At 65.4% G+C, this 23,766-nt stretch carries 22 protein-coding genes; 10 read left to right on the forward strand and 12 right to left on the reverse strand.

What is annotated here, in order from left to right; genetic code table 11:
• Positions 1-2,507, reverse strand: a 2,507-nt coding sequence (locus VGG53_RS09680) for an FtsK/SpoIIIE family DNA translocase (protein ID WP_414688932.1), incomplete at its 3' end; no start/stop codon positions are given.
• Positions 2,508-2,674: 167 nt separating this feature from the next.
• Between VGG53_RS09680 and VGG53_RS09685 the strand changes: the two genes are divergently transcribed.
• From VGG53_RS09685 to VGG53_RS09705, 5 genes are all read left to right on the forward strand, one after another.
• Positions 2,675-2,989, forward strand: a complete 315-nt coding sequence (locus VGG53_RS09685) for a putative quinol monooxygenase (protein ID WP_331517836.1) — start codon at positions 2,675-2,677, stop codon at positions 2,987-2,989.
• Positions 2,989-3,819, forward strand: a complete 831-nt coding sequence (locus tag VGG53_RS09690) for a mycofactocin-coupled SDR family oxidoreductase (protein WP_331517837.1) — start codon at positions 2,989-2,991, stop codon at positions 3,817-3,819. Before VGG53_RS09685 ends, VGG53_RS09690 begins: the two co-directional genes overlap by 1 nt.
• 5 nt (positions 3,820-3,824) lie before the next feature.
• Positions 3,825-4,697: an SAM-dependent methyltransferase gene (locus tag VGG53_RS09695; protein WP_331517838.1), complete on the forward strand. Its 873-nt coding sequence runs from the start codon at positions 3,825-3,827 to the stop codon at positions 4,695-4,697.
• Positions 4,698-4,799: 102 nt separating this feature from the next.
• A complete protein-coding gene (locus VGG53_RS09700; protein WP_331517839.1) occupies positions 4,800-5,285 on the forward strand; it encodes a hypothetical protein in 486 nt (161 codons plus the stop codon).
• 128 nt (positions 5,286-5,413) lie between these two features.
• Entirely contained in the window at positions 5,414-5,674 is a 261-nt protein-coding gene (locus tag VGG53_RS09705; protein ID WP_331517840.1) for a GMC oxidoreductase, read from the forward strand.
• Between the two features lie 8 nt (positions 5,675-5,682).
• Here VGG53_RS09705 and VGG53_RS09710 read toward each other — a convergent pair whose 3' ends face one another.
• The 5 genes from VGG53_RS09710 to VGG53_RS09730 form a co-directional block, all read right to left on the reverse strand.
• Entirely contained in the window at positions 5,683-7,359 is a 1,677-nt protein-coding gene (locus tag VGG53_RS09710; RefSeq protein WP_331517841.1) for a ribonuclease J, read from the reverse strand.
• A gap of 19 nt (positions 7,360-7,378) precedes the next feature.
• Positions 7,379-8,281 (reverse strand): 4-hydroxy-tetrahydrodipicolinate synthase, encoded by a 903-nt coding sequence (gene dapA / locus VGG53_RS09715; RefSeq protein WP_331517842.1) that lies wholly within the window; start codon positions 8,279-8,281, stop codon positions 7,379-7,381.
• A gap of 54 nt (positions 8,282-8,335) precedes the next feature.
• On the reverse strand, positions 8,336-9,100 hold the full coding sequence (gene thyX, locus VGG53_RS09720) for an FAD-dependent thymidylate synthase (protein ID WP_331517843.1): 765 nt from the start codon (positions 9,098-9,100) through the stop codon (positions 8,336-8,338).
• A 104-nt stretch (positions 9,101-9,204) separates the two neighbouring features.
• Positions 9,205-10,257, reverse strand: coding sequence for a polyprenyl synthetase family protein (locus VGG53_RS09725; protein WP_331517844.1), 1,053 nt, complete (start codon positions 10,255-10,257; stop codon positions 9,205-9,207).
• Complete coding sequence (locus VGG53_RS09730; RefSeq protein ID WP_331517845.1) at positions 10,254-10,943, reverse strand: hypothetical protein; 690 nt, start codon at positions 10,941-10,943, stop codon at positions 10,254-10,256. The genes VGG53_RS09725 and VGG53_RS09730 overlap by 4 nt, the downstream gene beginning before the upstream one ends.
• 82 nt (positions 10,944-11,025) lie before the next feature.
• Here VGG53_RS09730 and VGG53_RS09735 point away from each other — a divergent pair, with 82 nt between their 5' ends.
• Genes VGG53_RS09735 through VGG53_RS09750 form a run of 4 tightly spaced genes read left to right on the forward strand, consistent with a single transcriptional unit; the run spans position 11,026 to position 18,138 of the window.
• Complete coding sequence (locus tag VGG53_RS09735) at positions 11,026-12,381, forward strand: hypothetical protein (protein ID WP_331517846.1); 1,356 nt, start codon at positions 11,026-11,028, stop codon at positions 12,379-12,381.
• A complete protein-coding gene (locus VGG53_RS09740) occupies positions 12,378-12,896 on the forward strand; it encodes a hypothetical protein (RefSeq protein ID WP_331517847.1) in 519 nt (172 codons plus the stop codon). The genes VGG53_RS09735 and VGG53_RS09740 overlap by 4 nt, the downstream gene beginning before the upstream one ends.
• Positions 12,893-16,084 (forward strand): ATP-binding protein, encoded by a 3,192-nt coding sequence (locus VGG53_RS09745; protein WP_331517848.1) that lies wholly within the window; start codon positions 12,893-12,895, stop codon positions 16,082-16,084. Before VGG53_RS09740 ends, VGG53_RS09745 begins: the two co-directional genes overlap by 4 nt.
• Entirely contained in the window at positions 16,081-18,138 is a 2,058-nt protein-coding gene (locus VGG53_RS09750) for an FAD-dependent oxidoreductase (protein WP_331517849.1), read from the forward strand. The genes VGG53_RS09745 and VGG53_RS09750 overlap by 4 nt, the downstream gene beginning before the upstream one ends.
• Before the next feature lie 34 nt (positions 18,139-18,172).
• Here VGG53_RS09750 and VGG53_RS09755 read toward each other — a convergent pair whose 3' ends face one another.
• From VGG53_RS09755 to VGG53_RS09775, 5 genes are all read right to left on the reverse strand, one after another.
• Positions 18,173-18,655, reverse strand: coding sequence for a DUF1016 N-terminal domain-containing protein (locus VGG53_RS09755; protein WP_331517850.1), 483 nt, complete (start codon positions 18,653-18,655; stop codon positions 18,173-18,175).
• A gap of 81 nt (positions 18,656-18,736) precedes the next feature.
• Positions 18,737-19,969: a winged helix-turn-helix domain-containing protein gene (locus VGG53_RS09760; protein ID WP_331517851.1), complete on the reverse strand. Its 1,233-nt coding sequence runs from the start codon at positions 19,967-19,969 to the stop codon at positions 18,737-18,739.
• Positions 19,970-20,025: 56 nt separating this feature from the next.
• Complete coding sequence (locus VGG53_RS09765) at positions 20,026-20,694, reverse strand: cell division protein DivIVA (protein ID WP_331517852.1); 669 nt, start codon at positions 20,692-20,694, stop codon at positions 20,026-20,028.
• Positions 20,695-20,829: 135 nt separating this feature from the next.
• The gene (locus VGG53_RS09770; protein ID WP_331517853.1) at positions 20,830-21,315 is read right to left on the reverse strand and encodes a dihydrofolate reductase; all 486 of its coding nucleotides are present in this window, start codon (positions 21,313-21,315) and stop codon (positions 20,830-20,832) included.
• Positions 21,312-22,112, reverse strand: a complete 801-nt coding sequence (locus tag VGG53_RS09775; protein WP_331517854.1) for a thymidylate synthase — start codon at positions 22,110-22,112, stop codon at positions 21,312-21,314. The genes VGG53_RS09770 and VGG53_RS09775 overlap by 4 nt, the downstream gene beginning before the upstream one ends.
• A 155-nt stretch (positions 22,113-22,267) precedes the next feature.
• Here VGG53_RS09775 and VGG53_RS09780 point away from each other — a divergent pair, with 155 nt between their 5' ends.
• On the forward strand, positions 22,268-23,005 hold the full coding sequence (locus VGG53_RS09780; RefSeq protein WP_331517855.1) for a dienelactone hydrolase family protein: 738 nt from the start codon (positions 22,268-22,270) through the stop codon (positions 23,003-23,005).
• A 45-nt stretch (positions 23,006-23,050) separates the two neighbouring features.
• On the opposite strand, the gene VGG53_RS09785 is transcribed toward VGG53_RS09780, so the two are convergent.
• Entirely contained in the window at positions 23,051-23,755 is a 705-nt protein-coding gene (locus VGG53_RS09785; protein ID WP_331517856.1) for a nitroreductase family protein, read from the reverse strand.
• Positions 23,756-23,766: the final 11 nt, after the last annotated feature.

Raw genomic sequence — 23,766 nt, forward strand, 5'->3', positions numbered from 1 at the left:
TGGTCGTCGTCGGATCCGTCGGCGTAGGCACCGCCGCGGATCAGCGCCAGCGTTCCGGCTAAGTCCTCGGGCTTGACCAGGACGTCGCGCGCTTTGGAACCTTCACTGGGGCCGACGATTTCGCGAGTCTCCATCAGATCCATCAGCCGGCCGGCTTTGGCGAAACCGACCCGAAGCTTGCGCTGCAGCATCGACGTCGAGCCGAACTGGCTGGACACCACCAACTCGACGGCTTGCAGCAAGACGTCCATGTCGTCGCCGATATCGGGGTCGACTTCCTTGCGTTCACCGCTGGTCTTGGCCGCGGTGACGCCCTCGGTGTATTCGGGTTCGGCTTGCTCTTTGCAGGCGGTGACGACGGCGTGGATCTCCTCGTCGGTGATGTAGGCGCCCTGCAGACGCAGTGGCTTGCTCGTGCCCATCGGCAGGAACAAGCCGTCACCCATACCGATCAGCTTCTCCGCGCCGGCCTGGTCCAGGATCACCCGGCTGTCGACGAGCGACGACGTCGCAAACGCCAGCCGGGACGGCACGTTGGTCTTGATCAAACCGGTCACCACGTCCACGGACGGCCGCTGGGTGGCCAGCACCAGGTGAATGCCTGCGGCACGGGCTTTCTGGGTGATCCGCACGATGGCGTCCTCGACGTCGCGCGGAGCGGTCATCATCAAGTCGGCCAACTCGTCGACGATCGCCACGACGTACGGGTAGGGCCGGTACTCCCGCTGGCTGCCCAGCGGCGTGGTGATCTCTCCGCTGCGCACCTTCGCATTGAAGTCGTCGATGTGGCGCACCCGGGACGCCTGCATGTCCTGGTAGCGCTGCTCCATCTCCTCGACCAGCCATGCCAGCGCCGCCGCCGCTTTCTTGGGCTGGGTGATGATCGGCGTGATCAGGTGCGGAATGCCTTCATACGGCGTCAGTTCCACCATCTTCGGGTCGATCAGGATCATCCTGACCTCTTCCGGGGTGCAACGGGTCAGCAGCGACACCAGCATCGAGTTGACGAAGCTGGACTTACCGGATCCGGTGGATCCGGCGACCAGCAAGTGCGGCATCTTGGCGAGGTTGGCCGCGATGAAGTCGCCTTCGATGTCCTTGCCGAGCCCGATCACCAGCGGATGGTGATCGCGTCGGGTCAACGGCGCGGTGAGCACGTCGGCCAGGCGCACCATTTCGCGGTCGGTGTTGGGCACCTCGATGCCGACGGCGGACTTGCCGGGAATCGGCGCGAGCATCCGGACACTCTCGGTGGCCACCGCGTAGGCAATGTTTTTCTGCAGCGCGGTGATCTTCTCCACCTTGACGCCGGGCCCCAGCTCGACCTCGTAGCGCGTGACAGTCGGCCCGCGAGTGCAGCCCGTGACCGCGGCGTCGACCTTGAACTGTTCCAGCACCGAGGTGATCGAATCGGCCATCTGGTCGTTGGCGGCGCTGCGTTTCTTCGGCGGATCGCCGGCCACCAGCAGGCTCAGCGACGGCAGTGTGTACGGGCCCTCGACGACCCGGTCGAGCACCAACGTGCTTTGCTTACCGGCTTTCGTATCGCGTTTACGGCTACGCGACACGGTGGGCTCCGGCACCGTCGGGCTGTCGTCGGCGGCGAGGGGTCCGGCGCTCGACGGCCACGCCTGGGCTTCGTCGTCGCCGTACGCCGAGGAATCGTCGTAGTAGCCGTCGGAAAAGTCTTCGGCGGCATCACTTTCGATGCCCAGCTCGTCGTCGTAGTGCTCATCGCCACTGCCGCGGTAGTCGAACATCCGGGTGCCGAACATGGACCGCAGCGTGTCAGGCACTTCGCGAATCGTGGTGCCAGTCAACAGAAGCAGGCCGAACAGCGCGCCGATGAACAACAGCGGCGCGCAGATCCACGCGGTCAACCCCTCCGAGAGCGGTCCCCCGATGGCGAAGCCGATGAACCCCGAGGCGTGCGCGCGCCCGACCGGAGTGTCCGGCGACCCGGCCCACAGATGCCACAAGCCCAGCGCCGGCAGCGCGACCATCGCCGCGCCGAGTACCAGCCGCGGCCGGGCCTCCGGATTCGGCTCGGTGCGCATCAACAGCACCGCGATCGCTGCGGTGACCACGGGCAGCACCACGACCGCCGAGCCGATGAAGACGCGGACCACCGAGTCGACCCAGGCGCCGACCGGGCGGGCGGCGTCGAACCAGGAGCTGGCGGCGATGACGACGGCGACGCCCAGCATCGCCAGGGCGATCCCGTCGCGGCGGTGCCCCGCGTCGATGTCGCGAGCCCGGCCCACCGATCGCGCCGTGCTGCCGGTCCCCTTGGCCAGCATCAGCCATGTCGCACGCGCGGCACGACCACAGGTCAGTGCGGCGCTGGTCATCAACGAGTGGTGGCGTCCTCGGGCGGGACGGCGCGGCGCCTTCGCGGGCCTTCTTGCGGACCCCTGCCGGGGACCCCCAGACCGGGCACTGCCCCGAGAGGCGCCCTTTGACCTGCTCGTTCGGGCCCGGGACCGGGCGACAGTCTTGCTTCCCATAGCGGCAAGCCTAATCGCAAATGCACCATCTGCACCATCCGCCACACTTGTTACCAGCCCGTGACCGTCCAACCGCCGATTCAGCGGCCGAAATGGCTGGGTAGGGTGACACCCGTCACCAGCGTTGCAGCGCCAACCACCGCCCCCCGAGCCCGCAGGAGGCCCGCATGCCCGTCGTCGTCGTAGCCACCCTGACCGTCAAACCCGAGTCGGTCGACACCGTCCGCGACATCCTCACCGAGGCTGTCCAGGAGGTGCACCACGAGCCGGGTTGTCAGCTGTACTCCCTGCACCAATCCGGCGAGACCTTCGTCTTTGTCGAGCAGTGGGCCGACGAAGACACGCTCAAGACCCACAGCACCGCCCCGGCGATCGGCAAGATGTTCAGCGCGGCCGGCGAGCACCTGGCCGGCGCTCCGGATATCAAGATGCTCACCCCGGTCGTCGCCGGCGACCCGGACAAAGGCCAGCTGCGCCACTGATGGGCGCGTCGCCCGAGGGCCCGCTGGCCGGCAAGGTTGCCTTCATCACCGGGGCGGCACGCGGCCAGGGACGAGCGCATGCCGTGCGATTGGCTACCGACGGCGCGAGCATAATCGCCGTCGACTTGTGCGATCAGATCGCGAGCGTCCGGTATCCACTGGCCACCCCGGACGACCTGGCTGCCACCGTCAAACTGGTCGAGGACACCGGATCTCGAATCGTGGCCGCTCGTGGCGACGTCCGGGACCGGACCTCGCTGTCGTCGGTCCTACAACAGGGCCTCGACGAGTTGGGCCGCCTCGACATCGTTGTGGCCAACGCGGGTATCGCTCCGATGCAATCCGGTGACGACGGCTGGCATGACGTCATCGACGTCAACCTCACCGGCGTTTACAACACCATCAAGGTCGCGATACCGACCATGGTCAAGCAAGGCGCCGGTGGATCGATCGTACTGATCAGTTCGTCTGCCGGGCTGGCCGGGGTGGGCAGCCCGGACGCCGGTTCCGTCGGTTATGCCGCCGCCAAGCACGGGGTGGTCGGGTTGATGCGTATCTATGCGAATCTGCTTGCCGGACAGAATATCCGGGTGAATTCGATTCATCCTTCCGGTGTCGAGACGCCGATGATAAACAACGAGTTCACCCGTGAGTGGCTGGCCAAGATGGCTGCCGCGACGGATACGCCGGGGGCGATGGGCAATGCCATGCCGGTGGAGGTTCTCGAACCCGAAGACATCGCCAACGCTGTGGCGTGGTTGGTGTCCGACCAGGCTCGCTACGTCACGGGCGTGACCCTGCCGGTCGACGCGGGCTTTTTGAACAAATAGCAGCGATGCAACGAAATCCCGCGGCGCAGACGGCTTTCGGCCCCATGTTGCTGGTCGCCCTGGAACAAAGCGAACCGCCGGACCGGCGATTGGTGGACGACGATTTGGCGGCGCGATTTCTGCCGGCGCCGACCCGATGGCTGGTCACCGCGACACCGCCGAACCTGATGAGACGGCTGACGATGGCCGCGATGGAGCGTGAAGGCCCCGGACTGTGGGCCGCCCTGACCTGCCGTAAGCGCTACATCGCCGACAAAGTCACCGAATCACTGGCAAACATCGACGCGGTGGTCGTGCTCGGGGCCGGATTCGACACTCTGGCTTACCGGTTGGCGAGAGAAACCCGCATTCCGATTTTCGAAGTCGACCAACCCGTCAACATCGACCGCAAGGCCGCGGCCGTGCGGCGAGCCCTGGGCGGCCAACCAAGCTCGGTTAGGTTGGTGCCGTTGGACTTTGAGCGAGACGACTTGTTGCGCGCGCTCGCCGAGCATGGTTACCGCCCGGACAGTCGCACCTTTTTCATCTGGGAAGCCGTGTCCCAGTATCTGAGCGCCGAAGCGGTAAACGCCACGCTGGACAGTCTGCGCGCGGTGGCATCGGGCAGCCGTCTGGTGTTCACCTATGTCCGAAAGGACTTCATCGACGGCATCAACCTGTACGGCGCGGAAGCGTTGTACCGAAGGTTCCGACAGCGCGGCCAGTTGTGGCATTTCGGCTTGGCGCCGCAGGAGGTTTCGACGTTTCTGGCCGGACACGGGTGGTCGCTGGGCGAGCAAGCCGGACCCGACTTGATCCTGCATCGCTATGTCGAGCCAACGGGTCGCACTCTCACCACATCGCCCATCGAGTGGTCGGCGTACGCAGAGAAGACCTAGCTAATTCCGTCGGCGCGAATCCAGCGACCGCCTGAGCGCCGACGACACGCCGTGACATGGACATTTCCGGGGCAGACCCAACTCTCGCGTCATACTCAGTGCGTGGCCAGCGACGAAGCTGTCCCGCTACCGGGAGTACTGCCGGGGGCATCTGCCGAGCCGGCGTACCGATTCCTGTCACCACACCAGGCCGCCGTACTCGACGCCGCCACCCGCCGTCTGGAGCCCGGCCGGCACGACGATCCGCCCGAGTTCCCGGTGACCATGTACGCCGACCGCCTTCTTTCGGTCTTCCGCGTCGCGCCCGGCGGCCTACACGCGGTCGGATCGCTACGACAGCGCGTCGCCGAGCTTCGCAACGAATACTGCAGCGGCATCGCCCTACTCGACCAGCTGGCCGGCGGCGACTTCACCGCGGTGGCGCCAGTGCGACAGGAGCTCATCCTGGCCCACAGTCACGTCGCGACTTTCGCCGGTTTACTGTTCGAGCTGATCGCCGAGGCGATGTACGCCGCCCCGCCGTGCGACCGGCCGCTACCACGAACCCAGACAGCCGGTCCGACACGCCGGACGCGGGCGTTCCGCTGATCGGTTCCCGAATCCCGTCATACTCGGCCCGTGGCCAGCGACGAGGCCGCCGAGGTCTCCGGCTCGTCGACGCCGGTGTCCCGGGCGCGCAGCTGTATGCCGCCGTAGCGCAGAGCACCGCGAATTCTTTGAGCGGCACCGCACCTCCGACCGGCCTGCACACCATGGGCGGGATGCAGATGGGCGTGAATCCGATGACCAGCGTCGTCGACGAGAACGTACGAATGCACCAGATGGACAACGTGTTCTGCGCCGACGGCAGCGTGTTCGCGACCTCCGGCGGCTCCAACCCGACCAACACGATCATGGCGGTCGCGCTGCGCATCGCACGTGGGATCACCGGTAGGCGCTACCCCTCAGCCTTCCCCGCCGCCGTGGGAGTTGGCTGACGCGGAGCTCAGATTTCGATGACGGTCGGAACGATCATCGGCTGGCGACGGTAGGTCTCCCCCACCCACTTCCCGATCGTGCGGCGGACCGCCTGCGCGATCCGGGTCGGGTCGGAAACATTCTCGGCCGCAAGGGATTCCAACTCCGCCTCGACCCTGCGGACAGCCGGCTCCAGGGCCTTGGGATCTTCGGAGAAGCCCCGCGACTGCAGGTGCGGCGGGGCCGCCACCTTCCCGGTCTCGCGCCGCACCACCACCGTCACCGCGATGAAACCCGATGACAGGATCAGCCGTTCGCCCAGCGTGCTGTCGCCGACATCACCGGTGATCAGTCCGTCGACGAACATCTTGCCGACCGGCACCGCGCCGGCGATGCTCACCGCGCCGCCGACCAGGTCGACGCTGACTCCGTTCTCGGCCAACACGATCGATTCTTCGGGCACCCCGGTGCTGGCGGCGAGCTTGGCGTTCGCCCGCAGCATCCGCCAGGTGCCGTGTACCGGCATCACGTTGCGCGGGCGGATCCCGTTGTAGAGGAACAGCAGCTCGCCCGAGTAGGCGTGGCCCGAAACATGCACGCGGACTTGCTGGTTGGTGACAACACGAGCGCCGATCTTGGATAGCTCGTCGATCACGCCGTAGACGGCCTCTTCGTTGCCCGGTATCAGTGAGGACGACAGGATGATGAGATCCTCGGCGGTCAGAGTGATGCTGCGATGTTCACCGCGCGACATCCGCGACAGCGCCGACATCGGCTCGCCCTGCGTTCCGGTGGTGATCAGCACCACCTGGTCGGGCGACATCATCTCGGCAGCGCCGATGTCGACCAGATCGGAATCGGCCACCCGCAGAAATCCGAGCTCGCGCGCGATTCCCATGTTGCGCACCATCGACCGCCCGACGAACGACACCCGTCGGCCCAATGCCGTCGAGGCATCGATGATCTGTTGCACCCGATCGACATTGGAGGCGAAGCACGCGACGATGACGCGGCCGTGAGCGCCCCGAATCAGTCGGTGCAACGTCGGCCCGACTTCGCTCTCCGACGGTCCGACACCGGGAATCTCCGCGTTGGTCGAGTCACACAGAAACAGATCCACCCCGGCGTCGCCGAGCCTGGACATGCCCGGCAGGTCCGTCGGCCGGCCGTCGAGCGGCAGTTGGTCGAGCTTGATGTCACCAGTGTGCAGAACGGTTCCCGCGCCCGAGCGCACCGCGATGGCAAGCGCGTCGGGAATCGAGTGGTTGACGGCGAAGTATTCGCACTCGAACACCCCGTGTGTGCTGCGCATCCCCTCGGCCACCTCAACGAACACCGGCTTCACCCGATGCTCACGGCATTTCGCGGCGACCAGGGCCAGGGTGAACTTCGAGCCGACAACCGGGATGTCGGGACGCAGCTTGAGTAGGAACGGGATCGCACCGATGTGGTCTTCGTGCGCATGGGTGAGCACCAACGCCTCGACATCGTCGAGCCGGTGTTCGACGTGACGCAGATCGGGCAGGATCAGATCGACGCCCGGTTCGTCGTGGGTGGGAAACATCACCCCGCAGTCGATGATCAACAATCGGCCCAGGTGCTCGAAAACCGTCATGTTGCGGCCGATTTCGCTGATCCCGCCCAGCGCGGTCACCCGCAGACCGCCAGTGGTCAATGGACCTGGCGGTTGAAGGTCTACATCCATCTGCGAGCCACCCTCTGGCTTACCTGAGCACCGATGCCGCACGCATGTCGGCAGCCAGTGCGTCGATCTGCTCGGCCGTCGCGGGCACCTGGGGCAGGCGCGGGTCGCCGACCTCGATGCCCTGCAGACGCAATCCCGCCTTGGACAGCGTCACACCGCCCAGCCGGCTCATCGCGTTGGAAAGCGGACTGATACCGACATTGATCTTACGCGCGGTGGTGTGATCTCCAGAAGCAAAGGCGGACAACAGGTCTCGTAGCTGACCCGGCGCCAAGTGGGAGATCACGCTGATGAACCCGGTGGCGCCCATCGCTAGCCAGGGCAAGTTCAGCGCATCGTCGCCGGAGTAGTAGACCAGACCCGTCTCCGCCATCAGCTGCGTACCGCCGTGCAGATCGCCCTTGGCGTCTTTGACCCCGACGATGTTCGGATGCGCAGCCAATACGCGCAGCGTCTCGTCCTCTATCGGTACCGCCGACCGCGGCGGAATGTCGTAGAGCAGCACCGGCAGCGGCGTCGCGTCGGCGACCGCGGTGAAGTGGGCGATCAGCCCGGCCTGTGGGGGCCGTGAGTAGTAGGGCGTGACGACAAGCAGTCCGTGCGCCCCCTCGGCGGCGCTCGCCTTCGCCAACTGAATGCTGTGCGCGGTGTCATAGGTACCCGCGCCGGCGATGACGCGGGCGCGGTCGCCGACCGCTTCGAGCACGGCGCGCAGCAGGGCGAGCTTCTCCGCGTCGGTGGTGGTGGGCGATTCGCCGGTGGTGCCGGACACGACCAGGCCGTCGCAGCCGGAGTCGACGAGGTAATTCGCCAATCGGCCCGCGGCCGCGATGTCCAGGGAGCCGTCCGGGCCGAACGGCGTCACCATGGCGGTCAACAGCGTGCCCAACCGCGTGTAAACGTCGAATCCGCCGGTGCTCACGGCCCCCAGATTACCTGGCGGCGGCAACCCATTTGGCACCGCAGCGCGCTTTGCTCAGGCCTCGGTGGCCAGCGGACTCGTCGCGACCTCGCTGCCGTCGGCCAGCGCGGAGATCTGGAAGTCGCCGAAGACTGCCGGCGCGACGTCGGTCAGCTGCCGCAGACATGCGATGGCCAGCCGTCTGATTTCCACATCGGCGTGCTCACAGGCCCGCACGGCGATGAAATGCCGCCAGGCTCGGTAGTTGCTGGTGACGACGATGCGGGTCTCGGTAGCGTTGGGTAATACCGCACGTGCGGCTTGACGGGCCTGTTTGCGGCGCAAAACGTTTACCTTCTCGGTCGGCTGACCCGCTGCGAACTTGGCCTCCAGCCTGCTCAGCAGCTCGGTGTAGGTGGCGCGGCCGGCGTCGGCGGACTCGGCGAGGATGCGCCGCAATTCATCGTCATCTTCCATGCCCGGCGGCACGACGATCTGCGACTCGTTCTCCGGGACGTAGCGCTGCGAGAGCTGCGAATAGGAGAAGTGCCGGTGCCGGATCAGCTCGTGGCTGCACGACCGCGAGATGCCGGTGATGTAGAACGACACGCTCGCATGCTCGAGCACCGACAAATGCCCGACGTCGATGATGTGCCGCAGGTAGCCGGCGTTGGTCGCGGTCTTGGGGTTGGGCTTGGACCAGCTCTGGTAGCAGGCCCGGCCGGCGAACTCCAGCAGCGCCTGGCCGCCGTCGGCGTCGGTGCTCCACGGCACGTCCGGCGGCGCGACGAACTCGGTCTTGGCGATCAGTTGCACGTGCAACGGCGCGGTCTCGGCCACGGCGAACACCCTAGCCCGGCGACGATGCAGTGGGGCACCTCCCAGCCGCGCAGCGGCGAGGGGGACGAAGCGATGAGGAGGAGGCGGGCCGATTGGCCGGAGCGTCAACGCCAGCGCGCCCAGACGTACGGCACCAGGGCCCGCAGGAAGTCGAGATCCGGTCCCGGTTCGGCCTCGGCGAACGCGTTCTCGAAGTACTCCTCGGCGACCAGCAGGATGCCCTCGGCGTATTCACTGGTGAACGCGATGCTGCCGTAGTCGTCCATCAGCGCACGCACTCGCTGCACCAGCCCGGCCGACCGTTCCGATCGGGTCAGGTGCAGATATTCGCGGACGAGTGCGTGGTCGGAGCCTCGAGCGACGCTGAGCAGATGCATCAGCGGCAGCGTGCGTTTGCCTTCATAAAGGTCGCCCAGGATCTCCTTGCCGTACGTGCGCTCGTCACCGACCAGATTGAGGAGGTCGTCGCGGATCTGAAACGCCGCGCCGAAGTGAAAACCGAACCGGACCAACGGAGCGAGGTCGGCGGTGCCGCCCGAGCCGACGATCGCGCCGACCCGCAACGGATGGATGGTGGTGTACCAGCACGTCTTGTGCATGATCAGGTGCAGGTAGTCCTCTGGGCTCAAATTCTCCACTTCGTCAAGCTGCCAACCGATCTCGGTCGCCTGCCCTTCGAGAGTGCGCATCGCCATCGTGTCGAATTCGGCCCACACCAGCTCCGCGAGGTCGCGATCGAGCCGCCGAGTCGCGCGCCGCAATACCTGCCCGGCAACCACAGCTAACCCATCGCCGGCGTTAAGGGCCGCGGCAAGTCCGTGCGTTGCTGCCAAAGTCGGTCTGCCGCGGCGCATTTCGCTACCATCGGCGATGTCGTCATGCACCAGAAATGCGTTGTGCAGCATTTCGATCGCGACTGCCAGACCCAGCAGTTCATCGGGGTGCGCCCCGAATACGCGACCGGCCGAAATACACAACGCGGGCCGGAGGGCTTTTCCCGGCCGCGACGGGTACTCGCGCATCGGCGCATAGAGCCACTGGCTGGGCTCGCCATCGGGCATCGCGTCCAGCATTGATCGGCGAACCGACTTGGCGACCTCACGCAGGCGCTCGTCGACGACGGTCACCAGCTCGGCACGGTCAGTGGTACTGGTCATGTGCTTGGCAGTCGTACGGTGAGCATCACCGGGAGCCAAAGATCAGGGTGGCCACTCGCCAACAAGGTGCCGCGGTAGACACCGGGCCGAACCTGCGGCCCAATCTCGATGGTGATGGCCACCCCGCGACTGGACCGTGCAGGCACAGGCACGACGGCAGTGTCCATCTTCACTGCGCCGGCTCCGATCACCATGCCCTCATGACTGAGCAGATCGCTGCATCGCAGCCGGACATTGCCACGGTCGTCGGGTCCCCTGTTGTGCAGCCACAACTCAGCATTGGCCGAACCGCCGACCGGCGCCTCCAGGTTCACGGCGCGCTTCGAGTCGGGATTGTTCACGTCCAGGCTCACCGACTCGCCGCCGGCGGTCTGGGTGAGCGGCATCGACCGGAGGAGGAACTGCCCGACCATCGACCACCACGCCTGAGTCAACCGCTCGGCTTCTGCCAGACCCGCCGGTGTGCGGCCATCAACGTCGCCGGCGGCGGATTCGTTGGTTGCGCCGGCGCTGTCCGACGCCCGGACGAATCGGTCGACGATCCGGCTGGCCGCCCGAAAGCCTTCCGCCTGAATCGCACTCAGCGCTCGCGCGTTCGCGGCGGGATCGAACACCGACGCCCACGGCAGATCGCTGATGCTCCCCTGGCTGTTGGCGTTGTGATTGCCGCCCGTCTCGCGATCCACGCCGTGCTGCCCTTCGACGAATACCCACCGGCTAATCCCGCATCTGGGTATGCTAGCTGCGCAGACGTCCTAGGGAGGAACTATGGCGGCCCTGCTCTCGCTGATGGCCCTATCCGGTGCACTGGATCCCGCAACGTCGCATGGCGACAGTCGTGCTGTCGCCGACGTCGCGGCCCGCTATTTGCCGATCACCGCCGGAGCTGCCGGCTGGTTCGGCAACATACTTGAAGTACTCGGCCCCCGTACCGCCGAGGCCATGCCAGATCCGGAAAGCGCGCTGGCCGACATCCTGCGTGGTGACGACCAGCTGACCGTTCCCGAATTGTCCCGGCTCGTTTACGTTATCGGCGCGCTCTGTCACACGCCGGCATTCGAAACCATGGTCCCGTTGCGCGAAAGTCCGCTCGCGCAGGCGCTTGCTCTGGCCGGCCCGCTTTATGAGGAGCGCGCTCGCCTGGATATGCGAACGGGCGGCGATCTGCTGCAGCTTCTCTATACCGAATTCAACAGCGCCAAAGACTGGGATCTCGTCATCCGCAAGGCCGTTGCTCTGCAGTTGCTTTCGGCCGACATTGCTGCCGTACCGCGTTGCCTCCCCTCGACACAGCAAGTCGACGGGTATGAGTGCGTCGTGATCGACACCAGCTTCGGACGCTCGGATATTTACTTACAGAACCTCATGAAGGTGGCTAATCCGCTCAACTGGCACCAGAACGATCCGGATGCATTCTGCGCCATGCAGGTGCAGAATCCCGCCATCTTTCCCAATGGCTGGAGTCGGGTGCTCGAAACCGTCAGCCTGAGTTGCCAGCTCGGATTAGAGCGCCTCGTGACGCCGCTGAAGTACTACATGAGCGAGCCGGGCCCCGCGCAGGCCACGTTGCAGTACGACCTCGACACATCCGGGCTGCCGACCCTTGGCGATGGCCGGATCAAGGTCGACCGGGGCTTCATCAAGATGTGGGCGACCGGCGACCCGGGAGTATGGGTGCGGACCCGCAAAATCGTTCACATAGAAGGGCTTTTGCCGCAGGCGCAGGCCGTATTCGTCTGTATGTTTGGATATGCGTTCATGGCGGCAGAGATGCTGTTCGGCAACGCGAAGAACCCGCCGGCGGGCAGCGTGCCGTGGCAAGATTCGCCGGCATCGTCAACGACCGGATCGACGAGCGGAACCACCGGCACGGTAACGTCTCCTACCGCCCCGACTGCTCCCGCGGGCGGCAACATGGTGTCGACAACCACACAAGTGTGGCTGGACTGTCTGAACGACCTCGCGAACAAGAACCTTCAACTGTCCGCGAAGTGGTACAAGAACGACCTCACCGTCGACGACCTGATCACCTACACTCAGGACATCGGCGCGGAAATAGCAAGCGCGCCATGGCGATTCATCCAGGCAATCAGTCAAACGACTGACGACGGCGGTGACGAATGAGCGAACAGCCGTTTCGGCAGCCACTAGCCGCGGCCGGAGATGTTTTCAGCCAATTCCAGGCCACCGCGAAAGAGGTCGCCAACGAAATCGACGCCGGGACATTCACTCTCGACGATCGGATCAAGGCGATGCACCGTCTTTTCGAGCTGTCCGTGCAGGGTTGGGCGGGGCTGGTTCAGGCAGCCGTGTCCGGGCCGCACTTTGGGGTGAAAGGGGATTCGGCGCCGACAGCGTCGGATCCCATACCGGTGACAGCCGATCCGGCCTATCCGCGCTATCTCGAGGTCGCCACGTCGTTCGTGCAGGTGGGCGATAACACGGTGCAGATCCCCGACCAGCAAATCGAGTTCATCCCCCAGGTGCTGAAGGTGGGGGCGACACAATTCCAAATGGCGGTCAAGGATCCGAATCTGGGTGGTCGGTCGTATTGCGGCGCGGTTCGGCTCACCACAGTGACTCCTGCGGGTACTCCGTCCAATGCGGAAACCGTGACGATCAACGATGTCGAGCTGTGAACGGCCGTACACCTGCACCGATCATCGACGAATTGCTTGACCGCGCCGTACAAGCGATCAATCGCGGCGACCGCGCCACAGCGGACGCACTCGCCGGCGAGGTGCTGGCCGTCGATGCGAGCAACCTCGACGCCGAAGAGTTGCTCGCCGCCCCCGCCGCCGGAGGTGCGATCCGCCGGCTGACAATCATGTTCGCCGACCTGGTGGACTCCACGGCGTTGTCGACCCGGATCGAACCGGAGACCTACCGCACCGTTGTCGGGCGTTACCGCGACGAGGTGCTGCGCGTCGTCAATCGCTACGAGGGTCATGTGGGATCGACGAAGGGTGACGGTTTGCTGGCGGTGTTCGGCCATCCAACAACGCATGAGGACGACGTCACGCGGGCGGTACGCGCGGGGCTTGACATCACCAGCGAAGTCGCTGCGCTCAGCCAACGGGTGCGTCAGCGATTCGGTTTCGACATCGATGTTCGGGTCGGCGTTCACCGCGGCCTGGTCTACCTGGACACGGCGCAAGACGACGTCTACGGGCTCGGAGCCAACCTCGCCGCCCGGACTTGCAGCCTGGCCGAGCCCGGAACCGTCGCGGTGTCCGAGGCGGTCGAACGACTCGTCCGGCAGTGTTTCCGCCTGGAGGAACGAGAACCCCAGCCCGTCAAGGGTGTTGACGATCCGGTTGTCTACTTTCGAGCAGTCGGGGAGCTCGATCCGACAAGGCACGCGCTCGGCCCGCTGATCGGTCGTCAACGCGAGGTCGAGTACCTGCAGACCGCCTGGTCTCAAGCCCTGGCCGGCACGTTGGAAACGCCCGGCGTGGTTTTCCTGGGTGAGGGCGGAATGGGCAAGAGTCGACTGGCCGCCGCGGCCATCGCGAAGGCCGTGGGGTACGACGCCGTTGTGCTGGAGTTGTTCGGGTCGCCGTTCCACACCGACGTCGGTTTACGTCCGGTACGCAGGTTGATGGAACGACGATGCGACATCGGGCGCACATCCGATCCCGCCGAGCGACTGGCCAAGCTGACGGCGGAAATCAGTGCGCGCCAACTGGATCCGGCGGAGACGGTTCCGCTGTTGGCGCCGGTGCTGGCTATCGGGCCGGAAGCCGGATATGAGCCGGTCCCGGTCGAAGGGAGCCCACTTCACGAACGGATTGCGAGCGCCGTCTACGAGTACCTGGCCGCTTGCTTGGGCGATGGACCTGGCCTGGTGGTGATCGAAGACCTGCACTGGTTTGATCCCGACACCATCGAGATAGTCCACAAACTGCTGCGCGCCGACACTGGCCGGCTGCTGGTCGTTGTCACCGGACGCGAAAATGTTTCGCCGTCGGACGGGCTGCAGGTCTTCGAACTGCGACCGCTCACCGGTGAGCAAGCCGACGAACTGATCTTCTCGCTCGACCCCGCGATGTCGTTGGATGCCCGACGCGAGGTGCGGCGCCGCTGCGACGGTATACCACTCTACATCGAAGAGGTCATAGCCAAAATCAAGGAGCACCAAGCGAACTCAGCAACGATCACCGAAGTCCCGGACACCCTCTACGAAGCGCTGTTGGCACGGCTTCCCTCCAGCACCAACGCGGTACGTGTTGCGCAGGCGGCGGCAATCATCGGCAGCGTCGTCGAACGTGGCGTGCTGCAATCAGTAGTCGATCTCGGGCAAGACGATATCGACCAGGGAATCGAAGAACTCACCCACAGCCGGATCCTCCAACCCGTTCGTGACGATCTCTGGCGCTTCCGCCATGAACTCCTGCGCGAGGTCGCCGCCGAGTTGGTTCCGCCCAGCCAGCAGGGCCGGCTGCACGGCCGGATCGGCGACGTACTGGCCGCGACGTCTGCTGCCGGAAATCCCGAATGGGCATCGGTGGCACACCATTACGAGGAAGCCGACCGGCACGCCGCCGCGGCGGCCGCGTACGAACAAGCGTCCGCCGTGGCCCGGCACCGCGGCGCACTGGATGAGGCCCGTACTTACCTCATCCGAGCGCTCGAGAACATCGGACGATTGACACCCGGGCCGGAGCGCGACGAATACGAAGTCGCTGTCCGACTGCAGAACGGATTTCTCGCCACGGCGGCCACCGGGCACGCAAGTCGCGAAGCCGCAGCGGAATTCGAGCGCTGCCTGCAACTGATCGGCGACAACGTCAACTCCCAGCTCTATGCCACGCTGGGAGCGTTGTGGAGCTACTACACCGCACGGGGCGAGCTGACACGAGCGACGCTGTTGGGCGAGTCCATACGCTCGCGGCTCGCCGACATGCCACCGTCGATGCGAGTATCGAACGAGCTGCAGTTAGCCGGCCTGGCCTGGTTTCAAGGCGACTTCACTCGCGCCCGAAGCCTCATCGAGGCTGCCGCGAAAGTAGCCGTCGAGATGCCCAGCCCCCAGCGTGACGGCAACTTGTTCGCGCCTAACGAACCGATCGCGACGCTCTACACCTATCTCGCGACATCCCGTTTCGTTCAAGGCGATTTGGCCGGCGCCGAAGCCGCGCTGGCCCAGACATATCGCCGGTGCGAATTGGTGAGCTTCCCGCACGGGATGTTCAGCCTGGCCTATGGGAAGTCGCTGGAGACGTGGATACGCATCGAAGCGGGCCAACTCGACCGGGCCGCGGAGCTGGTCAAAGAACTCGCAAACGTCGGCAAGCAGTACGGCTTTGACGAATGGGTGATGGTGGCCGCGGCACAGGGCGCGACCGTGCGGTCGATGTACGCGCTTGCCGACGACAATCCTGATCCAACAACGCTGCAGGCGCATATCGACACGATGACCGCCGTAGTGCAGACCTGGCGGGCGTACGACCTGAAGGTCTTTCTGATGTGCTACGACGCAATCCTGGCGCGCCTGCTCACCGCCGCTGGACAACATCAGGCGGCCGGTGATCGGGTGCGAATCGCGCTGGAGTTGGCCGACGAGACCGGCATGCACTTCTATGACAGCGAGCTGCTGCGTCTGCGCGCCCATACCCGCGGCGCCGACCTGCGCAGTGCCGACCTTCGGGCAGCGACTGCGTTGGCCTGCAAGCAATCCGCGGCAATTTTCGAGGTACGCTGCGCGGCAGACGAATTCGAACTTCTCGGAAAGCCCGCGCGGGCGACCCTGGCCGAAGCCGTCGGCCGTTTCCCGTCGGACCAGTCCTGGCCTGAGCTGGCACGGGCGCGGGCCCTGCTCGGATGAGCCGGCCGGGGGGTCGGGTGGCCATCCTCGGTGGAGGCATGGCCGGATTGAGTGCCGCCTGGCGACTCAGTGAACCGGGTTGGCGCAACCGTTTCGACTCGATCACCGTCTATCAACGCGGCTGGCGACTCGGCGGCAAGGCGGCATCCAGTCGTGGGCAGAACGGACGGATCGAAGAACACGGCCTGCACGTCTGGCTGGGCTCATACGAGAACGCGTTTTCGCTGCTTCGCGCGTGCTACGCCGAACTGGACCGGGCCACAACCGATCCGCAGGCGCCGATCCGCAGCTGGGAACAGGCCATGGTCCCGTCCGACAACCTCGCCCTGGCCGATCGGACGCAGGACGACTGGTCGGTGTGGCTGGGCGGGTTCGCCCGTAACGACGAATTGCCCGGCGAACCAGATGCCACCGTCCGCGAACTAACTGTCGTCGGATTCCTGCGCCGGGCACTGCAATTGATACTCGATTTCGCTGACTCGCACGGTGAAGCACCGCCGACGGTTCTGGTGCTATCGACATCGCCCCACCCGCCGGCGGATGTCCGGTTGATCGAGCTGGTTCGCCGCGGTGTGACGGCCGCACTGACCGCGCTGGCCGATCCATTGCAACGTTCCGAAAGCGGCCTCTTGAACACGGTTCTCGAGGCCATCCGCGTCGGACTGGACAACGATCAGCGTCCCGACCGCAAGCGGGCCTGGCTGTTGCTCTCGCTGGTGACGGCGACCGTACGGGGTCTGATTTCCGACAACCTGGTCACCAACCCGCTCGGGTTTCGGGCGATCAACGACGAGGACTTCGGCGACTGGATCCTGCGTCACGGCGCTCACCCCGACGTGCTCGAATTCCCGCTGGTCCGTGGACTTTACGACATGGTGTTCGGCTATCGCGACGGCGACCGAAGCCAGCCCGCGTTCGCCGCAGGATTGGCTGTGCTGTGGACAGGCAACATGTTGTTCGGTTACCGGGGCGCGCTGTTTTGGAAGATGACCGCCGGAATGGGCGACGTTGTGATCGCGCCGCTGTATCAAGTCCTCCGGCGGCGCGGTGTCCGGTTCGAGTTTTTCCATCGCCTCGACGCGTTGCACCTCGACCCCGCGCATCGCACCATCGAGGCGATCACCATGGGGCGGCAACTGCGACTCGCGGACGGAGTCGACCAGTACGCGCCGCTGGTCGAAGTACGCGGCCTTCCCGTCTTCCCGAGCTCGCCGGTGGCCACCCAGATTGACCCACACACCGACATCGGTTGTCTGGAATCGCATTTCGGGACGCGGGACGACGCCGAAACACGGGTACTGCGCAGCGGCATCGATTTCGACCATGTTGTCCTTGCGGTGTCGCTGGGCATGGTCGACATCGTGGCCGGTGAACTCGTCGCGGACCGACCGGACTGGCGGGAGATGACAACGCAGGTCCGCACCGTCGCCACTCAAGCCTTCCAAATTTGGCTGCGACCGAACGAGGCGTCTCTCGGCTGGAAGGCGCCCGGGGCGACGGTCAGCGCGTATGTGCCGCCATTCGACACCTGGGCATCGATGCCGCAGACGTTATGGGCCGAGGATTGGCCTGATCAGGACCGGCCCGGCGCCGTCGCGTATTTCTGCGGCACCCTGCAGGCGCCGTGGCCGCCAACCGAAGACGACGCCGCATACGTTCAAGGCTGCAAAACTCAAGCGCACACCGATGCCGTCGGGTACCTGGACCATCACCTGCGCTTGTACCTACCCAAAGCGAGCACCGCGGACGGCTTTGCCTGGCACCTGCTCAGCGGCGTGAACGGTTTACGCGGGCGCGAGGCGTTGGCCACCCAGCATGTCAGCGTGAACATCGACCCGTCGGACCGCTACGTCCAGTCGCTACCCGGGAGTGATCGATTCCGACTCCGGCCAGACGAAAGCGGTTATGACAACTTGGTTTTGGCCGGTGACTGGACCGATTGCGGCATGAACGCCGGCTGCATCGAGGCCGCCGTGATGTCCGGGCTGCAGGCGGGCAATGCGCTGCTGGGTCGCAGCCGTTTCCACCGCATCCGCGGGTTTTACCTGCCTTAGACGTCGATCTTGCAGCTGCGATCGGGCACCCGGCTCAGACCCACTCACGCTCAGCCAAGGTGTCGAGTGCGACTTGTTCCCAGTCGGCTTCACTGAATCCGGTCATGGCGAGTCTCCTTCGTAACCCTCCAGGGCAATTATGCAAGTCTCCCTTGCACAATTGCCTTGTCCGGCCACGCGCCGGCGAAGGCTGCATGTATTTGAGGTTGCGTGACGAGAACCCCGATGTACCGGGGAACCGTTCCCGCAGGTCAAGCGCCAGCCGGTCGATGACCCGCGCGCCCCACCCTTCGGCATCCTGACGAGCCAGGATCTCCGCGCCGATCGCCCAATACGTACTGACGAGCTCCTGATTCGCGGCCGCGACTGCCCGCTGACGACCGGACTGGACGCGTTCGGCAACAGCGTCAAGCAAGTCCGGATACCAGTCCGGTACTGACGCCTTAGTGGGCGGCACCGGAAAGTTCGCTTTTGGTACTGACTCGCTTCCGGTCAGTCCGTCGTCACGCTCGTTCATCACTTGGCCTCGGTGCGTTCACAGGACATCGCTACGGCCGCCTCGGCGTCTTTCACCCGGACCTTGCCAGAAACCCCGAAGTCATGTCGATCGCAATCTGGCTCGCAGCGCGTCCGCCAGATCACCACGGTTACCAACCGTTACGCCGGCCAATCCCAGCCACGACGCCATCGCCGCAAGCTCCGAAGCCAGCGCCGCGGCCACCCGGGAGAGCGCACGGTCCGGCTCGATGAACGCACCCACCACGTGCAGGGCGTCCGTTGTGCGGTCGGCCTTGAGGTCGACCCGCCCGACCAGCTCACCGTCGAGCAGAAACGGCCAGACGTAGTAGCCGTACTGGCGCTGGGCTGCGGGGGTGTAAATCTCGATGCGGTAATGAAATTCGAACAGGCGCTGCACCCGCGGCCGAAAAAAGATCAGCGGGTCGAACGGGCACAACAGCGTCGTCCCGCGGTCGCGTCTCGGAATAGTCTGTCCCGCAACCAAATACGCTGGTGCCAGCCAGCCGTCGACGTCGACTTGCTCCAGCTTGCCGTCGGCTACCAGCTTGGCGATCGCCGGCTTGGCCTGTCCTGCGGCCAACCGGAAGTAATCTCGGATGTCGGCCTCGTTGCCCACCCCCAGCGCGCCGGCCGCCCGCAGCGAGAGCTCTCGAACCGCGTCCTGCTCGTCAACGTCCCGGGCCAACACCTCGGGCGGCAACACCCGCTCCGTCAGGTCGTAGTGCCGGGCAAACCCGACCCGGGTCGCCGTGGTGAGCACTCCTGATGCGAATAGCGCTTCGGCGACCCATTTGGTGTCGGTGCGGCTCCCCCACCATGCCCCTCTCGGACCGCGCGGCCCGGCGGCCAGATGCGCCTCGATTTGCCCCGCGGTACTCGGACCGAGCTCGGCGACTGCGGCAACGATCTTGTCGGCGAGCTGCGGATTGGCCTTCACGATGTGGGTGCCCCACCGGCCGTGCCGGTACTGCCGCATCCGCCAGCGCAACAGCGGCCAGTCATCGACAGCCATCAACGCGGCTTCATGCGCCCAGTACTCCACCAAAAGCCGCGGCGAGCGCGCGGAGTGATCCCAGGCCGCACGGTCCAGTACCCGCCGGTCGTAGGGCCCGAGCCGGCTGAACACCGGCGCATAGTGAGCGCGCACGGCCACCGACACCGAATCCAGTTGCAGCACTTGGATGCGTGAGATCAGCCGCCGCAAGTGCGCCCGGGTTACTGCGCCGCTGGGCCGCGGCTCGCTAAGGCCCTGGGCCGCAACTGCTATCCGCCGGGCTTGCGCGGCGGTCAGTCTGAGGGGCCGGCTGGACACGGCGCCGAGGTTACCGCTCAGCACCGACACTCTCGCCCGTCTTGGCTACGGCGGGCTCAATCCTCCGACGGATTCTTGAGTTCTTGGTATGCCGACTCCAGATCGGCCGGAACCGCTTCCAGGTCGCGGTAGACGCCCATCAACTGCTCCAGGACCTTGACTCGTTGCTGAGTCGCGTCGTCCGCTGACCGCCGGGCCTGCTCGCGATAATGATCAGCCTCGAGCCTTACATCAGCGAGGAGTTGCTCACGCTCTTGCTCGGCATCTTCACGAATGCCGGCCAGTTCGGCCTCGAGCTTTTCCTTGGATTCCGCATGGGCGGCTTCCATGGCTTCCTGCCGCGCGACCAGCTCGGCCAACCGATCTTCGTGCTTTAGCTGCTCGACCTCGATCTCGGCCTCGGCCGCCGCGATCAGTGCCGCTGCCTCGGCTCGCGCCTCGGTCTGCATTTCGGCGACCTCGTCGACCGCGCGCCGCAGCATATTCGCCATCCGTTGTTGCATCGCGTGTGGCGCGGGCGAGGTTTCCGTGAGCAGGGCGGCCTCTTTCCGCAGTCCGGCGGCTTCATCGCCGAGCTCCTTCAACCGGGCCCTCAGGCTCTCGACGTCGTCGAGTACCAGCTGCTGCTTGGTGGTCAACATTTCCATGTGGGCATCGACCGCGGCCGGATCGTAGCCTCGGAACCTACGAGCGAACGTGTTCGCGGATTCGGGTTCCACTACCATCTCCCCTTCTGAAATCGCTTGGTCAACCCGGTGGAGCTAATCCCGAAGTCGAGTATGTCACGGTCTTCTGGTGCCGCGCAGATCACTGGCGCCGCTCCTCCGCATCGCTTCGCTCTGCATCGTCGCCGGCGCAGATCACGAGCGGAGGTAGGTGTGAAACCGGTACCGCAGCCCAGTGCGGCTGGTCTCCCACTCTCCCGTCGTGCCGGCCCACGTCTCGTCGAGCAGCGGGGCGACCACGTCACCGTCGTCGCGCGGCAGATCGATGTCGACCTCGGTAACCTCGCACCGTTGGGCCCGCGGCATCGCCAGCGTATAGATCTGCTCGCCACCCACCACCCAGACGTCGGGACCGGTCAGCGCCTCATCGAGACTTCGCACCACCGTCGCGCCTTCAGCCGTGAAGCCGGTCTGCCGAGTCAGCACCATGTTTCTGCGGCCCGGCAGCGGCCGAAACTTCGCCGGTAGCGACTCCCAGGTGCGCCGGCCCATCACCACGGTGTGACCCATCGTCAGCGCTTTGAAATGGATCAGATCCTCTGACAACTGCCATGGAATACCGCCGGAGCGGCCGATGACCCCGGACGTCGACTGCGCCCAAATCAGGCCCAGCCCACTCATACAGCGACGGGCGCTTTGATCGCCGGGTGCGGATCGTAGTTCTTCATCACGACGTCGTCGTAGGTGTAGTCGAAGATCGAATCACGTTGAGCCAGGATCAGTTCCGGGTACGGCCGGGGATCGCGATCGAGCTGGGTGCGCACTTGCTCGACGTGATTGTCGTAGATGTGGCAGTCGCCGCCAGTCCAGACGAAGTCGCCGACGCCCAGGCCCGCCTGGGCTGCCATCATATGGGTCAGCAGCGCATAGCTGGCGATGTTGAACGGCACGCCGAGAAACAGGTCGGCGCTGCGCTGGTACAGCTGACAGCTGAGCCGGCCGTCGGCCACGTAGAACTGGAACAGCGCATGGCACGGCGCCAACGCCATCTGCGGTATCTCACCGACATTCCAGGCCGACACGATGATGCGCCGCGAATCCGGGTCGGTCCGCAGCAGATTCAGCGCCGCACTGATCTGGTCGACATGGTCGCCGGACGGGGTGGGCCAAGACCGCCATTGCACGCCGTAGACCGGCCCGAGATCGCCTGTGTCGCTGGCCCATTCGTCCCAGATCGACACCCCATGCTCGTGCAGCCAACCGACGTTGGAGTCACCGCGCAAGAACCACAGCAACTCGTACACCACCGACTTCAAATGCACCTTTTTGGTGGTAATCAGCGGAAAACCCGCCGACAGGTCGAACCTCATCTGGTGGCCGAACAGACTGCGGGTGCCGGTTCCGGTGCGGTCGGCTTTAGGGGTGCCCCGCTCGAGTACCAGCCGCAGTAAGTCCTCGTACGGGGTGGGAATCGGCACGTGGCCAGCTTAGCGGCGATCGCAAGCGCGGCGAAGCCGGGCGCGGCGGGTCGATGCCATCGGATCTGCGCGGCGATCGCAAGCGCGGCGAAGCCGGGCGCGGCGGGTCGACGCCGATGAACTTACGTCCAGAGCCGGCGAGTAGAACGGATGGCATGCCGAACATCACCGACACCGTCAGCACTCCCGATGGCTCCTGCCCGGTCCGCCTGTTCACTCCCGAAGGGCAGGGCCCCTGGCCAGGCGTGGTCATGATTCCCGACGCCGGCGGAACCCGGCAGACCTTCTTCGATATGGCCGCCACGCTGGCCGACTCCGGTTACGCGGTGCTGCTGCCCGACGTCTACTACCGCCAGGGCGACTGGGCGCCGTTCGACATGAAGACCGCATTCAGCGACAACGGCGAACGCAAGCGCCTGATGTCGTTCATCGGCAGCATCAGCCCTGACAAGTGGGCATCGGATGCAAACGCGTACTTCGACTACCTGGCCGCTCGGCCCGAGGTCAGCGGCACCACATTCGGCATCACCGGTTACTGCATGGGTGGCCGCGCGTCGTTGACCATCGCCGGGCTTGTTCCGGACCGGGTCGCTGCCGCGGCATCGTTCCACGGCGGTGGGCTGGTCACCGACGGCACCGACAGTCCGCATCGGCGGGCCGACCAGATTCAGGCAGCGGTCTATGTGGGTGGCGCCCAGAATGACGCGTCGTTCACCGATGACCACGCTGAGCAGCTCGAAAAGGCGCTGACCGCAGCCGGCGTCCAGCACAAGATCGAAACGTATGCCGCCGGGCACGGGTACGCCGTGCCGGACAACGGGCCCTACGACGTCGAGGCCGCCGAGCGGCACTGGACCGCCACACGCGAGTTCTTCGGAGCGAACCTTGGTTAGGAACTGGCTACTTCTGGGCGCCGCGCGCAGCCTCGACTAGCGGATTCACCCCACAGCGGTCAATTGGGTCGTCATGCCGTCTTGAGGTGGCCAGAGCGGGTGCGGTACTTCAACACCAAATGGCGCGTCCCAGCAATTGCGCGATGAAACCTCTTGCACGGGACGCCGATTGGCCGCCACGCCCCATTTGCCCGCCGGATAGCCGAGGGCCAGCATGGCCGACATCGTCCAACCTTGTTCAGCGGGCACCCCGAGTAACTCATTCACCCTGTCCTTGAAGTTGCGGAGCACCATCGTCATGACGCCGCCGACGCCCTCGGCACGGGCGGCGAGCAACGCACTCCAGATGGCGGGGTAGATATTGGCGCCGCCGAGGTCGTCGATGGCGAAGACGAAGAGCAACAGGGGGATTTCCTCGAAATGGTCAGCCAGGTAATTCCCCGAGCCTTTCATTCGGCGCATCGTTTCGGCGTGGGCCGCCGGGTCTGCACCCGGCGCGGTCGCTACCATCGGTCCCGTCCCCGTGCTGAATTTCTCGTATTCGAGGGCGCGGGCCTGCCGGAAAAGCTGCGCGAACTCGTGGATGAGTTCGCGATCGTCCACGGCCAGGAAGTGCCATCGCTGGGTGTTGCCGCCATTGGGGGCACGGATGGCCGCATCGAGGATACGGGCCTGCGTGTCCAGCGGAATCGGATCCGGACGCAACCGACGCATCATCCTGGTGGTGTACAGCGCTTCGTAGATATCCATTTTTCTGCTCC

The sequence above is a fragment of the Mycobacterium sp. genome, assembly GCF_036490025.1.
GTDB lineage: Bacteria > Actinomycetota > Actinomycetes > Mycobacteriales > Mycobacteriaceae > Mycobacterium.